Source organism: Streptomyces sp. NPDC021019 (assembly GCF_044333295.1).
Taxonomy (GTDB): domain Bacteria; phylum Actinomycetota; class Actinomycetes; order Streptomycetales; family Streptomycetaceae; genus Streptomyces.
Genome location: NZ_JBIRQR010000002.1, coordinates 497,670 through 523,654, shown reverse-complemented (window position 1 = coordinate 523,654; position 25,985 = coordinate 497,670). Strand labels below are relative to the sequence as shown.

22 protein-coding genes are annotated in these 25,985 nt (G+C 72.5%); 9 read left to right on the top strand and 13 right to left on the bottom strand.

Annotated elements, in window-relative coordinates:
• The first annotated feature begins 110 nt into the window (after positions 1-110).
• The 3 genes from ACH4RG_RS13265 (at position 111) to ACH4RG_RS13255 (ending at position 4,076) form a co-directional block, all read left to right on the top strand.
• Positions 111-1,580, top strand: a complete 1,470-nt coding sequence (locus tag ACH4RG_RS13265) for an HtaA domain-containing protein (protein WP_398539507.1) — start codon at positions 111-113, stop codon at positions 1,578-1,580.
• Between the two features lie 90 nt (positions 1,581-1,670).
• Positions 1,671-3,278, top strand: coding sequence for an HtaA domain-containing protein (locus tag ACH4RG_RS13260; RefSeq protein ID WP_398539506.1), 1,608 nt, complete (start codon positions 1,671-1,673; stop codon positions 3,276-3,278).
• Between the two features lie 126 nt (positions 3,279-3,404).
• The gene (locus ACH4RG_RS13255) at positions 3,405-4,076 is read left to right on the top strand and encodes a PhzF family phenazine biosynthesis protein (RefSeq protein ID WP_397930337.1); all 672 of its coding nucleotides are present in this window, start codon (positions 3,405-3,407) and stop codon (positions 4,074-4,076) included.
• Positions 4,077-4,186: 110 nt separating this feature from the next.
• Here the strand turns inward: ACH4RG_RS13255 and ACH4RG_RS13250 are convergent, their stop codons facing one another.
• Together ACH4RG_RS13250 and map are read right to left on the bottom strand one after the other, a co-directional pair.
• Complete coding sequence (locus tag ACH4RG_RS13250) at positions 4,187-4,852, bottom strand: heme oxygenase (biliverdin-producing) (protein ID WP_397916530.1); 666 nt, start codon at positions 4,850-4,852, stop codon at positions 4,187-4,189.
• Positions 4,853-5,061: 209 nt separating this feature from the next.
• Positions 5,062-5,919: a type I methionyl aminopeptidase gene (gene map / locus ACH4RG_RS13245; protein WP_397916529.1), complete on the bottom strand. Its 858-nt coding sequence runs from the start codon at positions 5,917-5,919 to the stop codon at positions 5,062-5,064.
• A 58-nt stretch (positions 5,920-5,977) separates the two neighbouring features.
• Between map and ACH4RG_RS13240 the strand changes: the two genes are divergently transcribed.
• Positions 5,978-6,235, top strand: coding sequence for a hypothetical protein (locus ACH4RG_RS13240; protein WP_398539505.1), 258 nt, complete (start codon positions 5,978-5,980; stop codon positions 6,233-6,235).
• Between the two features lie 107 nt (positions 6,236-6,342).
• On the opposite strand, the gene ACH4RG_RS13235 is transcribed toward ACH4RG_RS13240, so the two are convergent.
• Positions 6,343-7,656 (bottom strand): MFS transporter, encoded by a 1,314-nt coding sequence (locus ACH4RG_RS13235; RefSeq protein ID WP_397916527.1) that lies wholly within the window; start codon positions 7,654-7,656, stop codon positions 6,343-6,345.
• Between the two features lie 119 nt (positions 7,657-7,775).
• On the opposite strand from ACH4RG_RS13235, the gene npdG reads away from it, so the two are divergent.
• The gene (gene npdG / locus ACH4RG_RS13230) at positions 7,776-8,486 is read left to right on the top strand and encodes an NADPH-dependent F420 reductase (RefSeq protein WP_398539504.1); all 711 of its coding nucleotides are present in this window, start codon (positions 7,776-7,778) and stop codon (positions 8,484-8,486) included.
• Positions 8,487-8,574: 88 nt separating this feature from the next.
• Positions 8,575-8,757, top strand: coding sequence for a hypothetical protein (locus ACH4RG_RS13225; RefSeq protein WP_265601989.1), 183 nt, complete (start codon positions 8,575-8,577; stop codon positions 8,755-8,757).
• A gap of 70 nt (positions 8,758-8,827) precedes the next feature.
• On the opposite strand, the gene ACH4RG_RS13220 is transcribed toward ACH4RG_RS13225, so the two are convergent.
• Positions 8,828-9,634 (bottom strand): site-2 protease family protein, encoded by an 807-nt coding sequence (locus ACH4RG_RS13220; RefSeq protein ID WP_397916525.1) that lies wholly within the window; start codon positions 9,632-9,634, stop codon positions 8,828-8,830.
• A 171-nt stretch (positions 9,635-9,805) separates the two neighbouring features.
• Between ACH4RG_RS13220 and ACH4RG_RS13215 the strand changes: the two genes are divergently transcribed.
• Positions 9,806-13,198: a BTAD domain-containing putative transcriptional regulator gene (locus tag ACH4RG_RS13215; protein WP_398539503.1), complete on the top strand. Its 3,393-nt coding sequence runs from the start codon at positions 9,806-9,808 to the stop codon at positions 13,196-13,198.
• Positions 13,199-13,293: 95 nt separating this feature from the next.
• Here ACH4RG_RS13215 and ACH4RG_RS13210 read toward each other — a convergent pair whose 3' ends face one another.
• From ACH4RG_RS13210 to panB, 3 genes are all read right to left on the bottom strand, one after another.
• Positions 13,294-14,154: an ABC transporter permease gene (locus ACH4RG_RS13210; protein WP_397916523.1), complete on the bottom strand. Its 861-nt coding sequence runs from the start codon at positions 14,152-14,154 to the stop codon at positions 13,294-13,296.
• A complete protein-coding gene (locus tag ACH4RG_RS13205) occupies positions 14,151-15,164 on the bottom strand; it encodes an ATP-binding cassette domain-containing protein (protein ID WP_398539502.1) in 1,014 nt (337 codons plus the stop codon). The genes ACH4RG_RS13210 and ACH4RG_RS13205 overlap by 4 nt, the downstream gene beginning before the upstream one ends.
• Before the next feature lie 184 nt (positions 15,165-15,348).
• Positions 15,349-16,248 carry a 3-methyl-2-oxobutanoate hydroxymethyltransferase gene (gene panB / locus ACH4RG_RS13200; protein WP_397916521.1) on the bottom strand — a complete coding sequence of 300 codons (900 nt, stop codon included), beginning with the start codon at positions 16,246-16,248 and terminating at the stop codon, positions 15,349-15,351.
• A gap of 385 nt (positions 16,249-16,633) precedes the next feature.
• On the opposite strand from panB, the gene ACH4RG_RS13195 reads away from it, so the two are divergent.
• Together ACH4RG_RS13195 and ACH4RG_RS13190 are read left to right on the top strand one after the other, a co-directional pair.
• Complete coding sequence (locus tag ACH4RG_RS13195; RefSeq protein WP_397916520.1) at positions 16,634-17,659, top strand: endonuclease/exonuclease/phosphatase family protein; 1,026 nt, start codon at positions 16,634-16,636, stop codon at positions 17,657-17,659.
• Positions 17,660-17,910: 251 nt separating this feature from the next.
• Entirely contained in the window at positions 17,911-19,155 is a 1,245-nt protein-coding gene (locus tag ACH4RG_RS13190) for an MFS transporter (protein ID WP_398539501.1), read from the top strand.
• Positions 19,156-19,439: 284 nt separating this feature from the next.
• Here ACH4RG_RS13190 and ACH4RG_RS13185 read toward each other — a convergent pair whose 3' ends face one another.
• The 6 genes from ACH4RG_RS13185 to ACH4RG_RS13160 form a co-directional block, all read right to left on the bottom strand.
• Positions 19,440-21,194: an NAD+ synthase gene (locus ACH4RG_RS13185; RefSeq protein ID WP_398539500.1), complete on the bottom strand. Its 1,755-nt coding sequence runs from the start codon at positions 21,192-21,194 to the stop codon at positions 19,440-19,442.
• A gap of 121 nt (positions 21,195-21,315) precedes the next feature.
• Positions 21,316-22,929, bottom strand: a complete 1,614-nt coding sequence (locus tag ACH4RG_RS13180) for a multicopper oxidase family protein (protein ID WP_398539499.1) — start codon at positions 22,927-22,929, stop codon at positions 21,316-21,318.
• A gap of 88 nt (positions 22,930-23,017) precedes the next feature.
• Complete coding sequence (locus ACH4RG_RS13175) at positions 23,018-23,512, bottom strand: hypothetical protein (RefSeq protein ID WP_397916516.1); 495 nt, start codon at positions 23,510-23,512, stop codon at positions 23,018-23,020.
• Positions 23,513-23,645: 133 nt separating this feature from the next.
• Entirely contained in the window at positions 23,646-24,071 is a 426-nt protein-coding gene (locus ACH4RG_RS13170; protein WP_397916515.1) for a CBS domain-containing protein, read from the bottom strand.
• 196 nt (positions 24,072-24,267) lie between these two features.
• Entirely contained in the window at positions 24,268-24,981 is a 714-nt protein-coding gene (locus tag ACH4RG_RS13165; protein ID WP_397917218.1) for a DUF305 domain-containing protein, read from the bottom strand.
• Positions 24,982-25,049: 68 nt separating this feature from the next.
• Positions 25,050-25,742, bottom strand: a complete 693-nt coding sequence (locus tag ACH4RG_RS13160) for a DUF3105 domain-containing protein (protein WP_397916514.1) — start codon at positions 25,740-25,742, stop codon at positions 25,050-25,052.
• Positions 25,743-25,985 lie beyond the last annotated feature (243 nt).

Genomic DNA, 25,985 nt, shown 5'->3' with positions numbered 1-25,985 from the left:
CGTGCGGTCGGCCGTTCGCCGGTAACGGCGTGACCGGAGGGGGTTCCGGCCCGGGCTGGGAATACCTTAGGTTAGCCTTACCTGAGTATCCAGTCCTCGGAGGGGCCTCCATGCCGTCGTCCAGATCCACCCGCGCGCTCGCCGTCGCGCTCCTCGCGGTTCTGCTGGGAGCCCTGCTCCCCGCCGCCACCGCGCAAGCGGCCGGCCGTACGGTGCAGGGCGGCCGGCTGGACTGGGGCATCAAGTCCTCCTTCCAGAGCTATGTCACCGGCCCCATCGCGGGCGGCAGTTGGAGTCTGACCGGTGGCGCGGCCACGGTCGGCGGCAGTCAGTTCCGCTTCCACTCGGCGACCGGCTCCTACGACCCGGACACCGGAGCGCTCACCTCCGGCTTCTCGGGCGGCGTGCACTTCACCGGCCACAAGAAGCCCGACGGCACCAACGAGCTGGACCTCACGATCAGCCGCCCCACGGTCCGGATCAGCGGCGGCAGCGGCATGCTCCACGCGGACATGGTGAGCAAGGAGCGGGGGAGCGGCAAGGTCTCCCACCGCTCCCAGGTCCCGCTGGCCAGGCTCGGCCTCGGCGGGATCGACATGAAGGGCGGTTCCACCCCCGTCGCCCTCACCGACGTCCCCACCACGCTCACCGCCGAGGGCGCCTCCGCCTTCGCCGGTTACTACACCGCGGGCACCCCGCTCGACCCGATCAGCCTCTCCGTCGACACCAAGGGCGCGGCCGCCCAGCCGAAGCCGTCCGCCCCGGAGAAGAAGAAGGACGAGAAAGAGAAGGAGAAGGAGAAGGCGGAGAAGAAGGACGAGGCGAGGGCGGGCCGCTTCGAGGACGCCGCCGTCGACTGGGGCGTACGCCGCACCTTCCGCGAGTACGTCACCGGCTCCATCGGCCAGGGCGAGTGGACGCTCGCCGACGGCGCCCAGGACGGCGGGGCCCTCTTCCGCTTCCCGCAGGGCAAGGGGACGTACGACGCGAAGAAGCAGACGTTGGACGCGGACTTCGGCGGCAGCATCCGCTTCACCGGCGCCCACGACCTCGACCTGAAGTTCGCCGGCGTCACCGTCTCCGTCGCCCGGGGCGAGGGCACCCTGTCGGCCGACGTCACCAGCGCGGGCACGACCACCGAGGACGTCCCGCTCATCACCTTCGCCGCCGAGGACTTCGCGCCGAAGGACGGCCTCGCCGCCCTCACCGAGGCTCCCGCGACCCTCACCGCCGACGGCGCCAAGGCGTTCGGCTCCCTGTACAAGGCGGGCACCGCGATGGACCCGGTCTCGCTCGCCGTGGCCGTCGACGAGAAGGCCGAACTGCCCGCACTGCCGGACCTCGGCAGTGAGCCGACAGCCGCCGCCGAGCCCACGGAGAAGGCCGCCGAGGAGCCCTCCGCCGCGCCGGCGGCCGCCTCCTCCGACTCCGGCCCGGGCGCCGGCGCCTGGGCGGCCATCGGCGGCGGTGTGCTGCTGCTCGTCGCGGCCGGGGCGTTCTTCGCCCTGCGCCGCCGCGGGTCCGCGCAGGGCCCCGACGCCGACGTCACCGCGGGCCCCGACGCCCCCAAGACCTCCTGACGCGGCACCCATGAGCGCCTTATGGGTCGTCACCCCCTCCCCCCACGCCTCTCTTCCCCCTCCCCCTGTTCCGCAAGGAGACCCACCGACATGGCAGCAACCCGCCGCCCCATAACGCTCGCCGCGGCCGTCGCCACGGCCGCCGTCCTGGGCGCGACCTTCGCCCTTCCCGCCCTCGCCGCCGACGGCTCCTCCGAGGCCGCGCCCGCCGCCCCGAAGCTGGAACTGGTCGACGGCACGCTGGACTGGGGCATCAAGGAGTCCTTCCGCACGTACATCGCGGGCCCCATCGCGGGAGGAAAGATCACCGTCGCGGGGGGCGCCAAGCAGGCCACCGGCAACGGGGTGTTCACCTTCACCGACGGCAAGGGCTCGTACGACGTCTCGACGCACGTCTCCGACACCGCGTTCAAGGGCAGCGTCCGGTTCGAGGGCCACCACGGGCTGCTCGACGTCCAGCTCAGCGACGTCAAGGTCGCCTCGGGCCGCGAGACGGGCGTCATCACCGCCGACTTCACCAGCAAGAAGATGGACGGCACCGTCGTCACCAAGAACGACGCCCCGATCGCCGATCTGGACATGACCAAGGCCGAGCGGGGCGGCGGAGCGGGCGGCGCGATGGTCTTCTCCGGCATCCCCGCCACGCTGACCGCCGACGGCTCCGAGGCCTTCGCCGGCTTCTACGAGAAGGGCGCCGAACTCGACCCGGCCACGCTCTCCGTCAAGCAGGCGACGAAGCCCCCGACGACGCCCCCCGCGACCCCGCCGGCCACGCCCCCGGCCACCCCTCCGGCGACACCGCCGGCCACTCCTCCGGCCACGCCCCCGGCCACCGGCAAGCCCACCGGCGAGCCGAGCACCGCCCCGACGCCCACCGCCTCCCAGCCCGCGGCGCCCGTCACCGGCCCGGTCGTCGACGGCACCCTGAACTGGGGCGTCAGGGAGAAGTTCCGCTCCTACGTCGTCGGCCCGATCGCGCACGGCAAGGTCGAGACGAGCGGCGGCGCGACCGCCGTCACCGACGGCTACCGCTTCAGCAAGGCCACCGGCCACCTCGACGCCGACAAGAACACGCTGAACGCCGGTTTCCAGGGCAAGGTGCGCTTCCTCGGCCACGAGACCAAGGGCGAGTACGTCCTCGACCTGTCCCTCGGCAACCTGAAGGTCGACATCAGGGGCACCTCCGGCACGCTCCTCGCCGACGTCTCCGCCAAGGACCAGAAGACCGGCAAGGTCAGCAAGTTCACCGGCCTGCCCCTGGCCGACCTCAAGGTGCCCGCCGGCGCGCTCGCCGCCAAGGGCGGCATCGTGAACCTCGAGAAGATTCCGGCGACGCTCACCACGGACGGCGCCAAGGCCTTCAGCGGCTTCTACGAGAAGGGCGAGGCGCTCGACGCCCTGAACGTCGCGGTCTCCCTGGACAAGGACGCCCAGCTCCCGGGCGGCTCCACCGGCGGCTCCGGCTCCACGGGCGGTTCGGGCTCCACCGGCGGTTCTACGGCGGGCGGTTCGACCACCGGCGGCGGAGGCACGGTCGGCGGCGGCTCCACCGGCTCCACGGTCGGCGGCTCCGGCGCCCTGGCCGCCACCGGCTCCGACGTCCCGACCGGCGCCCTGATCGCGGCCTCGGGCGTCGTCGTGGCGGCCGGCGCGGGCGTCGTGATCGCGGCGCGCCGTCGTCGTGACGGAACCGCCTGACCCGCCCCGCACCATCAGAACGGCCCGGGGCCGTACCGGCGGCAGCGGTTGCTCGCCGGTACGGCCCCGCCGCCGCCGTACCCCGCCGGTTCCCGCCCCGTCGCCCGGCAGTGCTTGAATGCCCCCGTGAGCGACTACGACGTACCCCGGGGCATCGACGTCCTGCGCGTGTTCTGCGGACCCGACGGCCGGTACGGCAACGCCCTCGGCGTCGTGCGCGACGGACGCGACCACCCCGACGAGGCCTCCCGGCAACTCCTCGCCCGGCGGCTGGGCTTCAGCGAGACCGTGTTCGTCGACGACCCGGAGCGCGGGCGGGTGGACATCCACACCCCGGGACTCCGGCTGCCGTTCGCCGGGCACCCGCTGGTGGGCACCGCGTGGCTGCTGGACCTGGAGGTCCTGGAGCTGGCGGTCGGGGACGTGTTCGCGCGCCAGGACGGGGAGTTCACCTGGATCACCGCCCGCCCCGAGTGGGTCCCGCCGCGCACGCTCCAGCAGTACGGGAACGCCGCCGAGATCGAGGCGCTGCCGGGCCCGCCGCCCGGCGAGGGGTGGCTCTACGCCTGGGCGTGGGAGGACGAAGCGGCGGGGCGGGTGCGCGCACGGGCCTTCCCGAGGCGCGGGGAGGCGATCGTCGAGGACGAGGCGACGGGCGCGGCGGCCCTGCTGCTCAGCGCGCGACTCGGCCGGGCCCTGAACATCACCCAAGGACGCGGCTCCCAGATTCTCACCGCACCCGCGCCGGACGGCACGGTGGAGGTCGGTGGCCGCGTCCTGATGGCCGTCCAGGGCTGAAACGGGAACGGGCCGTCCCGCTGCCGGGTCGTCCTCGCCCCGAACGCACGGGCGGCTCCACCGGAAGCCGGTGGAGCCGCCCGCTCACGGACACGCGCGCCCGCGCGCCGTCACGCGCTGAGCGGGAAGACCTCGCCCAGTTCGCGGAAGACCGCGGTGTTCAGGGCGAAGGCCCGCTTGCACTCCTCGACGATGCGTTGCTTCTCCAGGTCGTCCGCGTTCACCGCGTCCAGCAGCTCGCGGTAACCCCGCTTGAACGCGGCCGGGTTGGTGATGCCCTCGAAGACGTAGAAGCGCACACCGTCGCCCTTGCGCTCGAAGCCCCAGGTCTTCTCCGCCTTGTCGCGGATGATCTGACCGCCCGAGAGGTCGCCGAGGTAGCGGGTGTAGTGGTGGGCGATGTACCCGGCGGGCCAGGTGCGCGCGCACTCGGCGACCCGGGCCGCGTACGCGGCGGTGGCGGGCAGCGGCTCGACGCCCTCGCGCCAGTCGGCCCCGCGCAGGTGCGCCAGGTCACGCTCCAGCTCGGTGGAGCGCATCAGCTCCGGCTGTATGAAGGGTCCGGCCACCGGGTCCTCGCGCAGGGCCTCCGCTCCCTCCTCCAGAGCCCGGTACACGAACCACAGCTGCTCGGTGTAGCGGGTGTAGGCGTCCACTCCCAGCCGCCCGCCGAGCAGGTCACTCATGAAGGTCGAGGTCTCGGCCTCGGTGTGCTGCTCGTGCGACGCGGTGCGGATGAGCGTCGAGAAGGGAGTGACGGTGGCGGTTGCGTCCAAGGCGGGCCTCCGGGGACCGAGGGGGACGGGAAGTCCAGAAAGAGACGGAGATATCGGCAGCGGCCGTCGCATGGGTGCGGCGGCGCGTGCCGATACGCCCGATCCTCCTACTTAGGTTTACCTAAGTCAACTGGTTCCCGACTGTCTGTCGGTAAAAGGCTACGCGCAGAGGGAGGGAGGAGTCCTGTCCTGCGAATTCTCGAGGTGATCTACGGGAGGGTGAGGATCTCCGCTCCGGTCTCCGTGACCACCAGCGTGTGCTCGAACTGGGCCGTCCGCTTCCGGTCCTTCGTCACCACGGTCCAGCCGTCCTCCCACAGGTCGTACTCGTGGGTGCCCAGCGTCAGCATCGGCTCGATGGTGAACGTCATCCCCGGCTGCATCACCGTGGTGGCGTGCGGGCTGTCGTAGTGCGGGATGATCAGGCCGGAGTGGAACGAGGAGTTGATCCCGTGCCCGGTGAAGTCGCGGACGACGCCGTAGCCGAACCGCTTCGCGTACGACTCGATGACCCGGCCGATCACGTTGATCTGGCGCCCGGGCCTGACCGCCTTGATGGCACGGTTCAGCGACTCCCGGGTGCGCTCGACCAGCAGCCGCGACTCCTCGTCGACGTCGCCGCAGAGGTAGGTGGCGTTGTTGTCGCCGTGCACGCCGTTGATGTACGCGGTGACGTCCAGGTTCACGATGTCGCCGTCGCGCAGCACGGTGGAGTCGGGGATGCCGTGGCAGATGACCTCGTTGAGCGAGGTGCACAGCGATTTGGGGAAGCCGCGGTAGCCGAGCGTCGAGGGGTAGGCGCCGTGATCGACCATGAAGTCGTGGGCGACCCGGTCGAGCTCGTCCGTGGTGACTCCCGGGGCGATGTGCTTGGCGGCCTCCTCCATCGCCCGGGCGGCGATGCGGCCCGCGACGCGCATCCGCTCCACGGTGTCGGAGTCCTGGACCTCCGGGCCGGTGTACGGCGTCGGGGCCGGCTTCCCCACGTACTCGGGACGCCGGATGTTTCCGGGGACGGAACGGACGGGAGTGATCTCCCCTGGTACGAGAAGCGACTGGCCAGACATGCCAGCGAGTCTAACCAGCGGCCCCGGGGCACCATGGCGATAAGGAAAGGAGCCGTCGATGGCCCTGTTCAAGAAGCGCACGGTAGGCAAACCGGGCGAATGGTACTACTGCCTGGAGCACAAGAAGGTCGAGGAGGGCCCGGAGTGCCCGGCGCAGAACCGGTTCGGCCCCTACACCTCCCGCGAGGCGGCACAACACGCGATGGACACGGCACGCGACCGGAACCTGGAATGGGACACCGACCCCAAATGGCACGACGAGGACAAGGGCAATCCAAGCCGGCCCAGGGACAACCCAGGCCCGTCCGGAGGGTAGTCCAAGCCCGTCCGGCGTTTGAGGACATCTTTTCCAGCCCCTCCGGCGCTTGAGGAGCGGGGTAGGGGGCGGAGCCCCGGAAGCCAGGCCACCCGGCCGGCCCCGGCTCACGCCTCCCCCCGGGCCCCCCTCCTGCGCACCGCGTCCTCGTCCGTCTCCGAGTCGTACCGCACCAGCTTCGGCAGCGCGGCGGTCAGCAGCACCACCGACGCCACGCACGCCACTCCGCCTGTCCAGATCGCCGACCGGGTCCCGGTCCAGCCCGCCATCGCCCCGGCCCGCACCTGGCCCAGCTGCGGGCCGACGCTGTACGAGAGCACCTCGATGCCCGCCAGCCGGCCCCGCAGCTCCTCCGGGATCGTCTGGTTCCAGATGGTCGACCGCCCCAGCCCGCTCAGCATGTCGCCCGCCCCCGCGACGGCCAGGCAGAGCAGCACCACCCACACGCTGGAGAACCAGCCCGCCGCGGCGATGGCCAGCCCCCACGCCGTCGCACCGAACACCACGAACAGCCCGTGCCTGCGCACCCGGCTCGTCCAGCCGCTGGTCAGCCCCAGCGCCAGCGAGCCGACCGAGCCCGCCGCGTACATCAGGCCCAGCGACCACTCCGCGTCCAGATCGTCCGCGAGGAACGGGAAGATCGTGTTGGGGAAGGCGAAGAACATCGCCGCCATGTCGATCGCGTACGTCCCCAGCAGCACCGGCCGGCTCCAGGCGTACCGCGCCCCCTCGACGATCCCGCGCAGCGACGGCTTCCGCGCGTCCTGCGAGGGCGGGGCCGGGGAGAGCCGCAGGCAGAGGACGACGGAGGCGGCGAACGTGCACACCGTGACCCCGTACGCGGTGCCGTGACCGGCGTACGCCACCACCAGACCGGCCAGCGCCGGGCCCGCGATGGCCCCGATCTGCCAGCGCAACGAGTTCAGCGCGGCCGCCGCCGTCTGCTGTGCGTGCGGCACGATCCGGGCCATCAGGGAGTCCAGCGCGGGCCGCTGGAGCCCGGCGAGCGCGGACACGCCGCCGGCCACCACGTACAGCGGCCACAGCAGCGGCTCCGGGAGCAGGGCGTTCACCAGCAGGATCGCGGCGAGCACCCCGAGCCCCGCCTCGGTGAGCAGGATGACCCGGCGGCGGTCCACCGAGTCCGCGAGCGCCCCGCCGTACAGCCCGAAGACCACCAGCGGCACCAGTTCCACCGCGCCCATCGCCCCGACCGCGAGCGGGGAGCCCGTGAGGTCCTTGATCTGGAGCGGCAGCGCGATGAGCGCCATGAAGCTGCCGAAGTACGTGATCAGGCCCTGGACCCACAGCAGCCGGAAGTCCGCCGAGGAGCGCCACGGCGAGAGGTCCGGCAGCAGGGCGCGGAGCCGGGCCGACGGCTGCGAGGGCGAGGGGGAGGGCGAGGGAGGTGCTGAGGTCACGAAGGGCCATGATCCGCACTGCCGGGCGTTTCGGGCAAGCCGGTATTCCGTCACGCCCGACGGACCGGGGGCCCGCAGCGACGGCCTCCCGGGGGCTACCTGGCAGTAGGGTCGGGCCCATGACTACACAGGAGAGCGGCAGCGCGCCCAAGCCCCCTGCCAAGGACCCCTGGGACCTCCCCGACGTCTCCGGCCTGAGCGTGGGCGTGCTCGGCGGCACCGGCCCGCAGGGGCGCGGCCTCGCCTACCGGCTCGCCCGCGCCGGACAGAAGGTCACCCTCGGCTCCCGGGACGCCGCCCGCGCCGAGCAGGCCGCCGCCGAGCTGGGCTTCGGCGTCGAGGGCGCGGACAACGCGGAGTGCGCCCGGCGCAGCGACATCGTGATCGTCGCGGTGCCGTGGGACGGCCACGCCAAGACGCTTCAGTCCCTGCGCGAGGAGCTCGCGGGCAAGCTCGTGATCGACTGCGTCAACCCGCTCGGCTTCGACAAGAAGGGCGCCTACGCCCTCAAGCCGGAGGAGGGCAGCGCCGCCGAACAGGCCGCCGCCCTGCTGCCGGACTCCCGGGTCACCGCGGCCTTCCACCACCTCTCGGCCGTACTGCTCCAGGACGAGTCCATCGAGGAGATCGACACCGACGTGCTGGTCCTGGGCGAGGCCCGGGCCGACACGGACCTCGTGCAGGCGCTGGCCGGCCGGATCCCCGGCATGCGGGGCATCTTCGCGGGCCGGCTGCGAGGCGCCCACCAGGTCGAGTCGCTGGTCGCCAACCTGATCTCGGTCAACCGCCGCTACAAGGCCCACGCCGGACTGCGCACCACCGACGTCTGACCGGCCCCGCCGGGCCCGGTCGGGGCACAACGGGGCATGGGGGACACTGGACGGGACCGCGACCCGTTCCCGACAGGAGTCGACCCCCATGCCCCGCATCGCTCTCTACGCCCTCGTCGTCTGCGTCCTCGCCGTCGTGGCGGCCGCGGTCTCCTTCGCGCAGGGCAGCCTGCTCGGGATCGTCTGGGTTCTCGTCGCGGGGCTCTCGTCGAACATGACCTGGTTCTACATCCGCAGGCACCGCCTGGCCGTCGCCGCCGACGCGAGCTGAACGAGACGGCTGAACGAGACGGCTCAACGAGCTGGGCTGAACGAGCAGGCCCGAACGCTGCGCCACGTCGTCAGCCCACCGCGCAGCCCGGGTCCTGCTCGTCGAAGAGGCCCCGCCAGAAGCGGTACAGGTCGTAACCGCAGTACCGCTGGAACTCCTCGACGCCCAGGCCACGCAGCAGCGCGTGGACCGCGTCGAAGAAGACGACGTTCACCTCGGGGATCCACAGGATCGCGAACACCGCGATCAGCCCGAACGGCGCGATCGGCTCCACCTGGCGGCGGATCCGGTACGAGAGCCAGGGCTCGATCACCCCGTACCCGTCCAGACCCGGGATCGGCAGGGAGTTCAGGATCGCCGCCGTCACCTGGAGCATCGCCAGGAACGCCAGCGCGTAGCGGAAGGCGAGCGGCACCCCGTCGAGCGCGTCCAGCCAGAACGGGGCCGTGCACACCACCGCGAACGCCACGTTCGTCAGCGGGCCCGCCGCCGAGATCAGACTGTGCTTCCACCGTCCGTGGATCCGGCCGCGCTCGATGTACACCGCGCCGCCGGGCAGCCCGATCCCGCCCATGATCACGAAGAGCACCGGCAGCACGACGCTGAGCAGGGCGTGCGTGTACTTCAGCGGGTTGAGCGTCAGGTAGCCCTTGGACGCGACCGAGAGGTCCCCGCTGTGCAGCGCCGTCCGGGCGTGCGCGTACTCGTGCAGACAGAGCGAGACGATCCAGGCCCCGGTGACGAACAGGAACACCGCGAAGCCGGCGGCGTCCGCGAAACCCGTCCACACCGCCCAGCCCGCGACCGCGGTGACAGCGGCGATACCGAGGAAGACCGGGCTGATCCTCCGGTCGCCGCGGGTGGCTGCGGTGGTCATCGGCGATCGGCTCCTGGGGTGAGGGGGCGGGGGAGGGACTGTACGGCGTGTGGCCCGGCCGCGGGGCGGGAAGGGGGATCGTACGGTCCGACAGGACGGGAACGGCGGAGACCGCTCGTGGAGTTCCACCCGGTCATCGCCGCGGTTCCCTCCGTCACGGACAATGGGCCCGTGCGCTACTGCATCCTCGGCACCACCCGGGCCATCCGCGACGACGGCACGGCCGTCCCCCTCGGCGGGGCGCGGCTGCGCGCCCTGCTCACCGTGCTCGCGCTGCGCCCCGGGCGGACCGTCCCCGCCGGAGTCCTCGTCGACGAGGTGTGGGACGGCGACCCGCCCGCCGACGCGGCCGGCGCCCTCCAGGCACTGGTCGGGAGGGCGCGGCGGGCCCTGGGCCGGAGCGCCGTCGAGTCCGTGGCGGGCGGCTACCGGCTCGCCGCACCGCCGGACGCCGTGGACCTGCACCGCTTCGAACGCCTGGCGGGGGAGGGGAGCCGGGCCCTGGAGGACGGCGACGCGTCGCGTGCCCTCACCCTCCTGGGAGAGGCCCTCGCCCTGTGGCACGGGCCCGCCCTCGCCGATCTGCCCGACCGCGCGGCGGAGGCGTCCCGCTGGGAGGCCCGCAGGCTCGACGCGCGACGCGCCGGGTCCGGGGCCCTCCTCGCCCTGGGGAGAGCGGGGGAGGCACTGCCGGAGCTGGCCGTGCTCTGCGACGCCCACCCGCTCGACGAACCGCTCCAGGTCCTGCGCATCGCGGCCCTGCGGGACGCCGGGCGCCCCGCCGAGGCGCTGGCCGCGTACGAGGAGGTCCGCACCCTGCTCGACGACCGCCTCGGCACCGCCCCGGGCCCGGGCCTGCGGGCCCTGCACACCGAACTGCTCCACCAGGAACCGGCCGCGCCGCCCGCGCCCCGCCCCACCCGGGGCGCCCCGCCCGCCGTGGGCGCGGCCCTCTCCCCGGCGACCCCACCCCCCGTCCCGGCCGCCCCGCCCGGGAACCTCCGGGCCCGCCTCACCAGCTTCGTCGGCCGTGACAGCGACATCGCCGCGCTCCGCGACGACCTCGCCCGGAGCCGGCTCGTCACCCTGCTCGGGCCCGGCGGCGCGGGCAAGACCCGGCTCTCCCAGGAGACCGCGGAGGCCGCCGCCGCGAGCTGGCCCGACGGCGTCTGGCTCGCCGAGCTGGCCCCGGTCGACGACCCGGACAGCGTGCCGGAAGCCGTCCTGTCCGCCCTCGGCGCCCGTGAGACCGTGCTGCGCGGGGCGGGGGCCGAGGAACTGCGGGCCACCGACCGCACCGCCGCCGACCCCCTCGTACGCCTCACCGAGCACTGCGCCCCGCGCCGGATGCTGCTCCTGCTGGACAACTGCGAGCACGTCGTCGAGGCGGCGGCCGCCCTCGCCGACCGGCTGCTGACCCACTGCCCGCAGCTCACCGTCCTCGCCACCAGCCGCGAACCCCTCGGCGTGCCGGGCGAGTTCGTCCGCCCCGTCGACCCGCTGCCGGACCCGATGGCGCTGCGCCTGCTCGCCGAGCGCGGGGCGGCGGCCCGCCCCGGCTTCCGCACCGACGCGGACGGGGCGACCGCGGCCGCCTGCGCCGAGATCTGCCGCCGCCTGGACGGGCTGCCGCTCGCCATCGAGCTGGCCGCCGCCCGGCTGCGGATGCTCACCCCGCGCCAGATCGCCGACCGGCTCGACGACCGCTTCCGCCTCCTCACCAACGGCAGCCGGACCGTCCTGCCCCGCCAGCAGACCCTGCGCGCCGTCGTCGACTGGTCCTGGGACCTGCTGGACGTCGCCGAACGCGCCGTGCTGCGTCGGCTCTCCGTCTTCGCCGGTGGCTGCTTCCTCGCCGCCGCGGAGGAGGTCTGCGCCCTGCCCGCACCGGCCGAAGGCGTCGCCGTCGACTCCCCGGACGTCGCCGCCCTGCTCGGGTCGCTGGTCGACAAGTCCCTCGTCGTCGCCGTGCCCGGCGACGACGAGGAGATGCGGTACCGGCTGCTGGAGACGGTCGGCGAATACGCCGCGGAGCGCCTGAAGGAGGCCGCCGAACGGGACGCCGTCGAGCGGCGCCACCTGGTCCACTACCGGGAGCTGGCCCGGATCACCGGACCGAGGATGCGCGGCTTCGGACAGCGGGAGGCCATCGCGGTCTTCCGGCGTGAGTACGAGAACATCCGCACCGCGCTCCGTCACGCCGTCGCCGCCCGGGAGGAGCACGAGGCGCTGTGCATCGTGCTGTCGCTGGCCTGGTACTGGATGCTGCGGGACCTGCGCTCGGACGCCCGCCAGTGGAGCGAGCTCGCCGCCTCGCTCGGCCCCGACCCGTTCGCCCCGCCCGGTGTCCTGGCTCCGGTGCTCATGGAAGGGGCCACCGACCGGCCGCCGCCGATGGACGACGAACAGCTCGCGGAGGCGCGGCGCGGGGTGGCGCTGATCCAACTGGCCGGCGTGGACAACGCGATCAGCCAGTGGTCGACTCCCGAAGGCAAGGCGCGCCTGAAGATCATCGCGGACACCTACCGGCCCGGCATGCCCCAGACCTGCCGCATGCCCGGATCGTTCTGGCTGTTCGCGGTCATGCTCACCGGCGACATGGACCGCTTGTTCGCGGTGCTCGACGAGACGGTCCGGGCCTCCCGGGTCCACGGCGGCGAGTGGGAGCTGGGCTCCGCGCTCCACACCCGCGCCAACCTCCTGTCCAACAGTCCCGAGCGGGTGGCGGACGCGCGTGCCGACGCCGACGAGAGCCTGGAGATCTACACCCGGCTGGGCGACGACTGGGGCGCTGCCGAGGCTCTCTCCGCGCGGGGGGAGGCCAACGAACGCGCGGGGGACTTCCTGGCAGCCCTGGACGACTACCGAGCCGCCGTGGAGTACGCGCGGAAGATCGGCGCCCAGAGCCAGGCGGCACTGTTGTGGGCCCGGTACGCCGGCGCCCTCATCGAGCTCGACCGGCTCCCGGAGGCCGAGACCATCCTGCGCGACGTCACCGAGAACGGGCGGGAGCTGGGCCACGAGGCGACGCCGATGGCCCGTATGCACCTGGGGTTCGTTCTCGGGCTCCAGGGCCGGGTCGACGAGGCGCGCCGGGAGGCGCAGCTGGTCCGCGAGGACTTCCGGTCCCGCGATGTCGCCATCTTCGGCGGATTCGTCTACGGCGTGCTGGCCTGGCTGGACAACCTCGACGGCGCCCACGCCTCCGCCCTCGACAACGCGCTGATCGCGCTGGAGAGTGCGCTGGAGCCGCTGTCGATGATGGTGGCCCCGCAGATGCCGTCGGCCCATCTGACGGCCATCGCTCACGCGCTCGCCGGACTGGGCGACGCCCGGGCGGCGGAGGACGCCGCCCGGCTGCTGGCGTTCCAGGCGACGCTCCTCCCGAAGGGGCACGTGCCGAGCATGATGGAGCACCGCAGTCTGGTCCTCGCCGAGCAGGCCGCCCGGGACCGGCTCGACGACGGCGCGGCGTTCGCGGCGGCGTACGCGCAGGGCGGCGGCCTCACTCTCGACGAGGCCACCGCCCTGGCGGAGACGTACCGGCGCAGCCCTCCGGCGTAACGCTTCTGCGCCCGGGCCCACTTGCCCGGGCCTTCTTGGCCCAGGCTCCCTGCCCAGGCCCATTTGCGCGGGCTCATCCGCTCAGGCCCGCTTGCTCAGGCCTTCTTGCGGAACTTGGCCACCGCCAGCGGAGCCATCACCAGCGTGATGCCCGCCGCCCAGGCGAGCGTCACCCAGACGGAGTTCGCGACCGGGCCGCCCATCATCAGGCCCCGCACCGCGTCGGCCAGATTGGACAGCGGGTTGTAGTCGGTGAACGTCTGGAGCCAGCCCGGCATGGTCGTGGGCGGCGCGAAGATGGAGGATCCGAACTGCAGGGGCATCAGCACCAGCATTCCCATCCCCTGGACCGCCTGGGCCGTCTTCATGGCCAGCCCGAGCACGATGAAGATCCACATGATGGCGGCGCCGAACACCGCCGACAGCGCGACCGCCGCCAGGAGTCCGAGCACGGACGTGCCCAGGGACATGCCGAGGGCGAAGCCCATCGCGAGCAGGATGGTGATGGCGACCATCATCCGGCCCAGCTCGACCACGATCTTGGCGATCAGCACCGAGGAGCGGGCTATCGGCATCGTCCGGAACCGGTCCATGACCCCCTTGCGGAAGTCGTCGTTCACCCCGGTGCCTACGGCCATGGCGATGTTCATGCCCATCATCGCCATCAGCCCGGGAACCAGATAGTTCAGGTAGTCCTGCCGGTCCCCGCCGAGGCTGCCGCCGACCGAGCCGCCGAAGACGTACACGAACAGCAGCGTGAAGATGATCGGCATCAGAAGGACGTCGAACATCGACTCCGGGTCCTTCTTGATCTGGAGCAGATTGCGCCGCGCCAGCGCCCCGATGTGCCGCAGATTGGCCCGCAGACCGATCCGGCCCTCGTCGGCCACCGCCCGCTTCGACGGCGCGGCGCCCGCGGTCCCGGCGGGAGCGGGGGTCAGTGTCGTGGTGCTCATGCGGCGACCTCCTGGGGAGCCTGGTCGGAGAGGGGCGTGGCCTTGTCGCCGGTGATCGCGAGGAACACCTCGTCGAGGCTGGGCAGGGCGGTGGAGACATGGGCGAGCGAGAAGCCCCGGACGCCCAGCAGCCCGATGACGGCGGTCAGCTGCTCGTCGCTGAGGATCGGCACGTACAGCAGGCCCTCGTCCGGCACGGCCTGCGCGCCGGCGACGCCGTCGAGGCCCGCCTCCCGGATCGCCTGCGCCATCGCGGCCAGCTCCGCCGGGTCCGAGGGCCGGATCTGGAGGGTGCGTCCGCCGACCTTCGCCTTCAGTTCGTCGACCCCGCCCCGGGCGATGATCTTCCCGCGGTCGATCACGGTCAGCTCCTTGGCGAGCTGCTCCGCCTCCTCCATGTACTGGGTGGTCAGCAGTACGGTCGCGCCCTCGGCGACCATCCGCTGCACCTCGTCCCAGACCTCGTTACGGGTCCGGGGGTCGAGCCCCGTCGTCGGCTCGTCCAGGTAGAGCACGGCGGGGCTGCCGATCATGGAGGCGGCCAGGTCGAGCCGGCGGCGCATCCCGCCGGAGTACTCCATGCAGGCCCGTTTGGCGGCCTCGGTGAGCGAGAACCGCTCCAGCAGCTCGTCGGCGCGGGCGCGTGCCTTCTTGCGGGGCAGGTCGAGCAGCCGCCCGATCATGTAGAGGTTCTCCCAGGCGGAGAGCTTCTCGTCGACCGAGGCGTACTGACCGGTGAGGCCGATGGTGCGGCGGAGCTGCCGGGGCTGCCTCACCACGTCGAAGCCCGCGACGACCGCGTGGCCGGAGTCGGGGGTGATGAGGGTGGACAGGCAGCGTACGAGGGTGGTCTTGCCCGCGCCGTTGGGGCCGAGCACACCGAGGACGGTGCCTTCGCGGACGTCGAGGTCCACGCCGTCCAGTGCTTTGGTCTCGCCGTAGTGCTTGACCAGCCCCCGCACCTCGACGGCGTTCCGGCCGCTGCTGGGGTTCTTGTCGATTCGTTCCATGTCCACCAGCAGACCAGCGCCCACCGACAGCGCACCGACAGGCCGCCGACACGGTCCGGACCGGACGCCGGACGGGCGACAGCCCGCCGATGGGGGATGTCGGCGGGCTGTCGGTGGTGCGGGAAATGGCTGGTGGGCGCGGGACGAAAACGCGTCGGAAGGCCTGCGGGTCAGTGCGCGGGCATCAGTGGAAGGTGTGCTCCGGCGCCGGGAACGTGGAGCCGACGACCTCGTCCGCGAACTCCTTCGCGGCGTCGCCGAGCACCTGGCGCAGGTTCGCGTACTGCTTGGTGAAGCGCGGCACCTTGCCGCCGGTCAGCCCGACCATGTCCGTGTAGACGAGGACCTGGGCGTCGGTCGCGGAACCGGCGCCGATGCCGACGGTCGGGATGTGGAGCGTACGGGTGACCTCGGCGGCCAGCTCGGCTGGGACCAGCTCCAGCACCACGGCGAACGCGCCCGCGTCCTGGACGGCCTTGGCGTCGCGCAGCAGCTGCTGCGCGGCCTCCTCGCCGCGCCCCTGGACCCGGTAGCCCATCGCGTTGACGGACTGCGGCGTCAGGCCGATGTGGCCCATGACCGGGATGCCGGCCTCGACCAGCAGCCGGATCTGCTCGTGGGACCGCTCGCCGCCCTCCAGCTTGACCGCGCCGACGCCCGACTCCTTGACCAGCCGGGTGGCGTTGCGCAGTGCCTGGACGGGACCCTCCTGGTACGAGCCGAAGGGCAGGTCGCCGACGACGAGGGCGCGCTTGGTGCCCCGGACGACGGCGGCGGACAGCATGGCGATCTCGTCCATCGTGACGGGCACGGTGGTCTCGTAGCCGAGGTGGCAGTTGCCCATGGAGTCCCCGACGAGCATGACCGGGATGCCGGCCTCGTCGAAGACGGACGCGGTCATCGCGTCGTAGGCGGTGAGCATCGGCCACTTCTCGCCGCGCTCCGTGGCGGCGGCGATGTCGTGGACGGTGATGCGGCGGGTGGACTTCCCTCCGTACAGCGCCTTGCTGCTGTCGGCGGACGCGCCTGCGGGGGAGGAGGTGCCCGTGGGGGAAGTCGGATTCTGTGCAGCCTGAAGCGACATGGCCGGTGGCTCCTTCGTCATCTCGAGGCGCCCTGACGGCGTCCCCGGATCCCTTCCATGGTGGCATCCCGCCCCGCTACTCGGGAAGTGGGCCCGCACGCGTGTTCTCACGGCGGCCGACGGGGAAACGTTCGACAGTACGGGACCGCCTCGTATCGGGAGGGCTCGTCCCCCTACGCGTGTGACCGTTCTGTCACAGCAGCCCCCTGACCGGCCCCGCCCCGGAACCCGGCGTCCCGCCTCCGTCGTCCTGCTTTCCGTACGGGCACTCCGTACGGTCGTGGGACGCCGGGCGGGTCTCTGGGCCGACGGACGGAAAGACGCCGCTCATCACCTAGGGTCGAGGGCGCGGCGATGTGCAGGGCAAGGCAGTGAGGACAGCGCGATGGTGCAGGCGTACGGAGCGGACACGGACCACGGCAGCGCGGGGCAGCCGGAGGCCGGCGGCTCCCGCCTCCGGGGCCTGTGGGACAGGCTGAGGTCCGACCGGGGCGTCTGGCGGCGGGGGATCGTGCTGGCGCTCTGCTCGGTGCTGCTGACCCTGCTGATGGTCGTCCACGCGCAGATCCCCAACCGGCTCGGCAACCTCGGCAGCCTCGTCGAGACGTTCCTGCCGTGGGTCGCGCTCTTCATTCCGGTGCTGCTGATCCTCGGCCTGCTGCGGCGCTCGGCGACCGCCGTGATCGCGCTGCTGCTGCCCGCCGTGGTCTGGCTCAACGTCTTCGGGGGCCTGCTCACCGACAAGTCCGGCGGCGGCGGCGACCTCACCGTCGCCACCCACAACGTCAACGCCGGCAACCCCGACCCCGACGGCACCGCCCAGCAGGTCGCCGGTTCCGGAGCGGACGTCGTGGCCCTCCAGGAACTCCCGGGCAGGCAGGTCTCCACGTACGAGAAGTCGCTGGCCGACCGCTACCCGTACCACTCGGTCCAGGGCACCGTGGGCCTGTGGAGCAAGTATCCGCTGGCCGACACCCGGCCCGTCGACATCAAGATGGGCTGGACCCGGGCGATGCGCTCGACGGTCAGGACCCCGCAGGGCGAGGTCGCGGTGTACGTGGCCCACCTGCCGTCCGTCCGCGTGAAGCTGCACGCCGGGTTCACCGCCAACCAGCGCGACAACAGCGCCGACGCGCTCGGCGAGGCCATCGCCGACGAACGGGTGGAGCGCGTCGTCCTGCTCGGCGACCTGAACGGCACCATGAACGACCGCTCCCTGAACGCGGTCACCGCGCAGATGCGCTCCACCCAGGGCGCGGCGGGCGACGGCTTCGGGTTCAGCTGGCCGGCCTCGTTCCCGATGGCCCGGATCGACCAGATCATGGTCAAGGGCGTCGAGCCGTTGGCCTCCTGGACCCTCGCGGCAACTGACAGCGACCACCTCCCGATCGCGGCCCGCGTGGAGCTGTGACGCATCCGGGGCGGGGCGGGTCCGACGGGCCGGGTAAGACCGGTGGGGCGGCCGCAACGAGCCGTTCACCTGCCGGTGGGCGCCCCGGCACAAACATCCGCGACAATTTGTTCCGGTAGCTTACATATGGCGTGAGTCGTTGTCCGGCACCCCGGGTGCCGGACAACGGCTCTTCCCGCTGTCCCGGCTGCGAGCCCTCCCACGCCTCCGCGCCTCCGCAGCCTCCCGTTTCGGTGAAAGGTCCCGTTCCCATGCCCCTGGCTCTCCTCTCCCTGGCCGTGAGCGCCTTCGGCATAGGCACGACGGAGTTCGTCATGATGGGGCTGCTGCCCAACGTGGCGGACGACCTGGGCACCTCCGTCCCCACCGCCGGATACCTCGTGTCGGCGTACGCGATCGGCGTCGTGCTCGGTGCGCCCCTGCTCACCGGCCTCGGCTCACGGGTCCCGCGCAAACGGATGCTCCTGCTCCTGATGGCCCTGTTCACCGTCGGCAACCTGGCCTCCGCGCTCGCCCCGGACTTCGGCTGGCTGATCGCGGGCCGCTTCCTCGCCGGCCTCCCGCACGGCGCGTTCTTCGGCGTCGGCGCGGTCGTCGCCACCCGGCTGGTCTCCGAGGGCCGCCAGGCGCGGGCCGTCGCGACGATGTTCCTCGGCCTGACCGTCGCCAACATCGTCGGCGTCCCCGCGGCGACCCTGCTCGGCCAGCACCTCGGCTGGCGGGCCACCTTCCTCGTGGTCGCGGCGATCGGCCTCGCCGCGATGGCGGCCCTCACACGCCTGGTCCCCCACATCCCCGTCGAGGCACACCAGGACGTCCGCCGCGAACTGCGCGCCCTCGGCAACCGTCAGGTGGTCCTCGGCCTGCTCACCGCCGTCTTCGGCTTCGCCGGGGTCTTCGCGGTGTACTCGTACCTCTCGGCCATGACCACGAAGGCGATGGGCTTCGGCGAATCCTCGGTCACCCTGGTCCTGGCCCTCTTCGGCATCGGGATGACGCTCGGCGCCCTGGCCGCGGGCCCCCTCACGGACCGGGCGCTGCGCCCGACCCTGTACGGATCGCTCGGCGCGCTCGCGGTGATCCTGGTGGTGTTCCCCTCCACGGTGCACGTCCCGTGGGCGGCGCTGGTGATGGTGGTGCTGCTGGGCGGAGTCGGCTTCATGACGACGACCCCGCTCCAGGTGCTGGTGATGAACAAGGCGAAGGACGCCCCGACGCTGGCCTCCGCCTCCAACCACTCCGCGTTCAACCTGGCCAACGCGGGCGGCGCCTGGCTGGGCGGCGTGGCCATCGCGGCGGGCTGGGGCTGGACGTCCCCGGCCCTGGTCGGCGCGGTCCTGGCGGTGGCGGGCCTGGCGGTGGCGGTGACAGCGGGCTACCTGGACCGGGACGCGTCGAAGACGTCGCGAGTGGTTGCCGGGGCCTCCCCGCACCTTCCAGCCGGTCCGGCGTTTGAGGACGGAACCGTTACGGCGGACGGGCAGGCGGCCGAGTAGCCCCGGGTCAGCCTGCTGCCCGGCCCGGCACCCACTCAACCCCGCCCGGCACCCACCCAAGCCCGTCCGGCGTTTGAGGACGGAACCCTGGGCGGGAGGGCCCGCACCCTCGTCGGCGCGAGCCCGCCCGGCCGTTCCAGCCCGTCCGGCGCTTGAGGACAGAACGAAGCGCCGGACGGACCCGGCAGCCACGTGTGGCCGCCGCACAACCCAGCCCGTCCGGCGCTTGAGGACAGAGGCGGCCACCGGACGCCCCCCGGTAACCGCCCGCCCGCCCCGCCCCGCTACGACGACTCGCGCCAGCGATTCGTGATCGGCAGCCGCCGGTCCTTCCCGAACCCCTTGGGCGAGATCTTCGTCCCCGGCGGATACTGCCGCCGCTTGTACTCGGCCGCGTCCACCATCCGCAGCGTCTTCGCCACCAGCTCCGCGTCGAACCCGGCCGCCACGATGGCGTCAAGACCCTGGTCCCGGTCGACGTACATCTCCAGGATCGCGTCCAGGACGTCGTAGTCCGGCAGCGAGTCCGTGTCGACCTGCCCCGGCCGCAGCTCCGCGCTCGGCGGCTTGGTGATCGAGGCCTCCGGGATCGGCGGGGTCTGCCCCCGCTCCTCGGCGGCCCGGTTGCGCCACTTCGCCAGCCGGAAGACCGACGACTTGTAGACGTCCTTGATCGGCCCGTACGCGCCGACCGCGTCCCCGTACAGCGTGGAGTAGCCCACCGCCAGCTCGGACTTGTTGCCCGGCGCCAGCACGATCTGCCCCTCCTGGTTGGACAGGGCCATCAGCATCGTGCCGCGCAGCCGCGCCTGGAGGTTCTCCTCGGCGAGGCCGGTGAGCTGGAGCGACCCCATGTACGCGTCGAACATCGGCTCGATCGGCACCGTACGGAAGTTCAACCCGGTCCGCCGCGCCAGCTCGGCCGCGTCGCCCTTGGAGTGGTCCGAGGAGTACTTCGACGGCATCGAGACGCCGTACACGTGCTGGGCGCCGAGCGCGTCGCAGGCGATGGCCGCGCAGATCGCCGAGTCGATGCCGCCGGAGAGCCCGATCAGCACGCTGCTGAAACCGTTCTTCGCGGCGTACGCGCGCAACCCGACGACCAGCGCGGAGTAGATCTCCTCCTCGTCGCCCAGCCGCTCCGCGTACCCGCCCGCCAGCTCCGGCGCGTACGCGTCCACGGGCCGGTCGGACAGCACCACGTGGTCGATGCGCAGCCCGTCGTCCACCACCCCGGAGGGCGCCACGGCCTCGGCGGCGGGCAGCTCCAGATCGAGGATGACGCTGCCCTCGGAGAACTGCGGGGCGCGGGCGATGACCTCGCCCTCCTTGTCGACGACGATCGAGTCGCCGTCGAAGACCAACTCGTCCTGGCCGCCGATCATCGCCAGGTAGGCCGTCGTGCAGCCGGCCTCCTGGGCCCGCTTGCGGACCAGCTCCAGCCGGGTGTCGTCCTTGTCCCGCTCGTACGGCGAGGCGTTGATCGACAGCAGCAGCCCGGCCCCGGCGGACCGGGCGGCCGGGACGCGCCCGCCGTCCTGCCACAGGTCCTCGCAGATCGCGAGGGCCACGTCGATGCCGTGGATCCGGACGACGGGCATCGAGTCACCCGGCACGAAGTACCGGAACTCGTCGAACACCCCGTAGTTCGGCAGGTGGTGCTTGGCGAAGTTGAGCGCGATCCCGCCGCGGTGCAGCACGGCGGCGGCGTTGCGCGGGGAGCCGGCGGGCTGCCCGTAGCGCGCCGCTGCGTGCTCGGAGCGGTCCAGGTAGCCGACGACGACCGGCAGTTCGCCGAAGCCCTCCGCGTCGAGCCGGGCGGCCAGCGCGCGGAGCGCCTGACGCGAGGCCTCGACGAAGGACGACCGCAGGGCCAGGTCCTCGACGGGGTATCCGGTCAGCACCATCTCGGGGAACGCCACCAGGTGGGCGCCCTGCTCGGCGGCGTGCCGGGTCCAGTGGACGATCGCCTCAGCGTTGCCGGCGAGGTCGCCGACGGTGGAGTCGATCTGATTCAGTGCGAGGCGTAGTTGAGGCACGGAGCCCAGTGTAATCGTCTTTCTGACGCGATGTCCCGGCGGGCCGGGCAAAATCTGCTCCGGCCCACCGAAACCGCAGGTCAAAGCTGCTATCAGCCTCGACCCACCGAGGATCGCAGGGTCAGCCGCGATACCCGATGACCGTCATCATCCCCGCCTCCGCGTGGTACACGTTGTGGCAGTGGACCATCCACAGCCCGGGATTGTCGGCGTCGAACTCCACGGTCAGCGACCGGTGAGGCAGCACGATCGCGGTGTCCTTACGGGCCCCGGCGGCGTTCCCGCCGAGCGCGAAGGTGTGCCCGTGCAGATGGAGGGGGTGCCACATGGCCGTCCCGTTGTCGAAGACGACCCGCACCCGCTCGCCCGCCTCCACCGGCCGCCGCTGCTTCGCGCTGTACGGCTGCCCGTCGAAGGCCCAGTCGTACTTCGCCATCCCGCCGGTGAGCCGGATCCGGATCGTCCGGTCCGGCGCGCGGGAGGGCAGCGCGACCGACGGGTCCGGCGCCAGCCGCCCCGCCTCCACCAGCTTCCCGTCCAGCTCCTCGGGCCGCACGGAGGCGGCGGGCGCGGCCCCGCTCCCGGTCCGCAGCACGGCCAGCGCCGACGCCTCCTTCTTCCCGGCCTTCTTCCCCTCGGCCAGCGCGGTCAGCGGGAAGACCCCGTCGCCGGCGGTGACGAGGACGTCGTACCGCTCGCCCATCCCCAGCAGCAGCGCGTCACCCGTGGTGTGCCGGACCGGGAACCCGTCGGTGTGCGTCACCGTCATCCGGTGCCCGCCGAGCGCGACCCGGAAGGCGGTGTCGCCACCGGCGTTGATGATCCGCAGCCGGATGCGGTCACCGGGCCGCGCCGAGAAGGAGGACGGGTCCTGCGGCACCCGCCCGTTGACCAGGTAGTGCGGGTAGGCCACATCGCCGGCGTCCCCGCCGAGCAACTCGCTGGTGGCCCCCATCATCATCCGGGAAGGCCCGTCACCGCTCCCGTCCGCCGTGTCCTTCCCGTCCCCCTCGTCCTTCTCGCCCGACATGGTGTGGGCGCCGTGGTCCATCCCGCCGCCCGTGCCCCCGGACAACTCCTTGAGGACGGCGTCCGGAGTGGACCCGTCCACCCCGTCGACCCAGTCGTCGAGGACGACGACCCACTCCTTGTCGTACGCCAACGGCTCCTTCGGGTCCTCGACGATCAGCGGCGCGTACAGCCCCCGGTCCTGCTGGACGCCGGAGTGCGGGTGGAACCAGTACGTCCCGGGGTGCGGTACGGCGAACCGGTAGGCGAAGTCGGCCCCCGGCGCGATGTCCCGCTGGGTCAGCCCGGGGACCCCGTCCATGTCGTTGCGCAGGGCGAGGCCGTGCCAGTGCAGGGAGGTGGGCTCCGGCAGGTGGTTGGCGAGGGTCAGGGCGAGCGTGTCGCCGGCGGTCACCCGCACCTCGCGCCCGGGAAGCCGGTCCCCGTACGCCCAGGAGGCGACGGTCCGCCCGCCGCCGAGGTCGAGCCGGGCACGGGTGGCGGTGAGGGAGACCTTGCGCACGGGGCCGGAGCCGCGCGCCGCCTCGGCCGCCTCGACTTCCTTTCCGCCGGGCGAGACGTACGTACCGGAGTCCGGGGCTCCGCCGGGGGAGTGGCCTCCGCCGTGATCGCCGCCGCCACCGTCGGAACAGGCGGCGAGGGCTCCCGTGCCGGCGACGGCGAGAGCGGCGCCGAGCACGGCGCGTCGAGTGGGTTGCGTGGGCATGCCGAATACACCTCTGAAGAACTGAAGAACTTGAGGAACTGAAGGTCTGCTACTGCTGGGAGAGAGGGCGGAGGTGAGACGCCCACTCCTAAATACGCAGCACGGAGACGCTGTCGAGCACCGATATCCGGGGCGGCGGAATCGGCCGCAGGGCCCGCAGCAGCCCCCCACCCACCGGCGTACCGAGGGGCCGTCCGTCGGCGCGCAGGCCGAGCAGCCAGGAACCGAGGAGAGCGAGGCCCCAGGCGCCGAGGACGGCGAGGCAGACGGAGAGCGGATCCATGCCGCTCATGGGCGCGCCGGAGCCGGGGGAGTCGTGCGGTGACTGCTGGGCCTGCTGGGATCGCTGGGACCGCTGGGCCTCTTGAGCGTCGGCGACGCCCGGAGCCGGGGCGAGACCTGCGGCCTGATCCTGGCCAGGGGCCTGGGCCAGGTGCTCCGCCATGGCGGCGGGCGGGGTCGATGAACCGCCGTGCTCCGCCGGATGTCCGACCGTATGCATGGTGACGATGCCGAACAGCAGAGCGGCGAACAGCATCAGCTGCCCGTATGTCACGCTCCTGCTCCGCGTCCTGCCCGCCATGCGGGCCACCCTACCCCTGGCGGGTATACGCCTCCGGAGTGGGGGCGGCCCGGCACCTTCTGATCGCCTTTCCGCCACTCCGCCCGGAGCGGGTGGAGCGGGGGAGGGCGCCGGGCCATCGTCGTACGGGCGCTCAGCTGCGGGAGTAGACCTTCTCGGCCCAGCCCGCGATCTGCTCCTCGGTGAGGTGCTGCGCGAGGTCGGCCTCGCTGATCATGCCGACGAGCTTCTTGTTCTCGACGACGGGCAGCCGGCGGATGCGATGGGTCTGCATCTCCTCCAGGACCGCGTTCACATCGGCCTCCGCCTCGATCCAGCGGGGCGTGCCCTGCGCGAGATCGCCCGCCGTGACCTTCGCCGGGTCGTGGCCCTTGGCCACACAGCCGACCACGATGTCGCGGTCGGTGATGATGCCGACCATCCGGTCGGAGTCGCCGTTGGCGGACACCGGGAGCGCGCCCACGTTGTGCTCGCGCATCAGCTGAGCCGCACGGTCGAGCGTCTCGTGGGCCGGGATCCAGCGGGCCCCGTTGTGCATGATGTCTTTGGCGGTCGTCATGGGGGATTTCCTCCTGCGTGCCGATGGCACTGCCGTACGGCCCCGAGCGCAACCCATCGTCACCGGCCCGCCGGGGCCGCGCGACCGCAATCACCCGTTCGGGTGCGCCGACGCAAGGACGCAAACTGACGCACCCGTCGCACGGGCCGCGGCCGCGGGCCCCCACAGGCTCAGGCCCCAAGGCCCGGACCCCGACTCAGGACCGAGGCGAGGCACCCCGCTCGGCCAGCATGTCCCGCATCAGCCCCAGCTCGGACTGCTGGCCCTCGACCATGCCCCGGGCGAGCCGCTGCTCGGCCGGGACCGTGCACAGGGACGCACAGGCCTCGGCCATGTCGACGCCGCCCTTGTGGTGGTCCGTCATCAGCTGGAGGAAGAACACCTCGGCCTCCTCACCGTCGAGACGGCCGAGCCGCGCCAGCTCGGAGCGGCTCGCCATGCCGGGCATGAGCACCCCGTCCGCACCGGCGCCGGAACCCGCCTCGGTGCCGCCCGACCCGTGCCCGCCGTGCTCGTGCCCGCCCGTACCGGCCATCCACGCCATGGGCAGCTCCCCGCCCGGGGCGACCTTCGGCAACTCCCACAGGTCGAGCCAGCCCAGCAGCATGCCGCGCTGGTTGGCCTGGGTGTTGGCGATGTCGTAGGCGAGACGGCGTACGTCCTCGTCGTCCGTACGGTCGCGGACGATGAACGACATCTCGACGGCCTGCTGATGGTGGACGGCCATGTCCCGGGCGAACCCGGCGTCGGCGGACGAGGCCCCCGGAACGCGAACAGACGCGTCCCCCGCTCCCGATCCGTCCCCGTCGCCCCGCGCGGAGGCGACGGTGGCCGCCCCCGCGAAGAGCAGGGCGAGGGCCACGGCGGCACCGGCCGCCCGGCGGACACGCCGGGTCTTCCGCCGCTCCACGAGGGCGTGCGGGGCCTCGACGTCGTCGTCGTCGGCCGCCCGCTCCTCGGCCGCCCGCTTCTCGGCCGTCACTGCGGCACCGTGGCCAGCCCGCCGGTGCAGGGCGCGCCGGGCTCGGGGGTCTGCGCGCCCTGGACGTACTGGGCGAGGAACTGGTCCACCCGCTTGTCGTCGGCGGAGTCGACGGCCACCTGCTTGCCCCAGGCGCTGAGCATGATCGCGCCCTCCTGGCCGGCGTACGGGCTCATCAGCGTGAACGGGGTCTTCTTGACGCGCTCGGCCAGCGCGGCGACATCGGCGTCGGCGGCCTTGCCGTTGTAGGTGACCCAGACCGCGCCGTGCTCCAGGGAGTGCACCGCGTTGACGTCCGGGAGGGCCTTCTCGTATACGTCGCCGTCGCAGTTCATCCAGGACTGGTTGTGGTCGCCGCCGACCGGAGGCTTCATCGGATAGTCCACCGAACCCGCCACGTGCCGGCGGCCGAGCTTCGCCGCGTCCCAGGACTTCAGCCCCTCGATGGCCCCGCCCGTGACGGTGCCGTGGGAGTCGCCGTGACCGCCCGGGTGCTTGCCGTCCTGGGCCGCCGAGGCGTCGGCGGACTTCTCGTTCGCCTCGGAGTTCTCCAGCAGCAGGTACGAGCCGAAGGCGACGAGACCGGCCACGACGGCAGCGCTCAGCCCTATGGCGATGGCCCGGTTGCGGGTGGCGCGGGCGCGCGGGTCGGGGGCCTGCGGCTGGGGGAACCGGGTGTCGAAGCTCATGTCGTCGAGTCCTTCTGCGAAGGGGCCGGGAGGAGGGGGGACGGTCCGTGAACCGATGCGCGCGGAAGGGCGGAAAACCGGGCGGAAAGCCGGGAGCGAAGCCAGGCGGAAAGGCGGCCACTGCTCGGCTGCCGCCCCCGTGCGCCACGGTCGCCGATCGTAGTGGGTGGCCGAGTGCTCTCTCTCACACCGTGTGCGTAATCTGGGGGAAATCCCGGGTCGCGATACTGAAGTGTCCCCCTA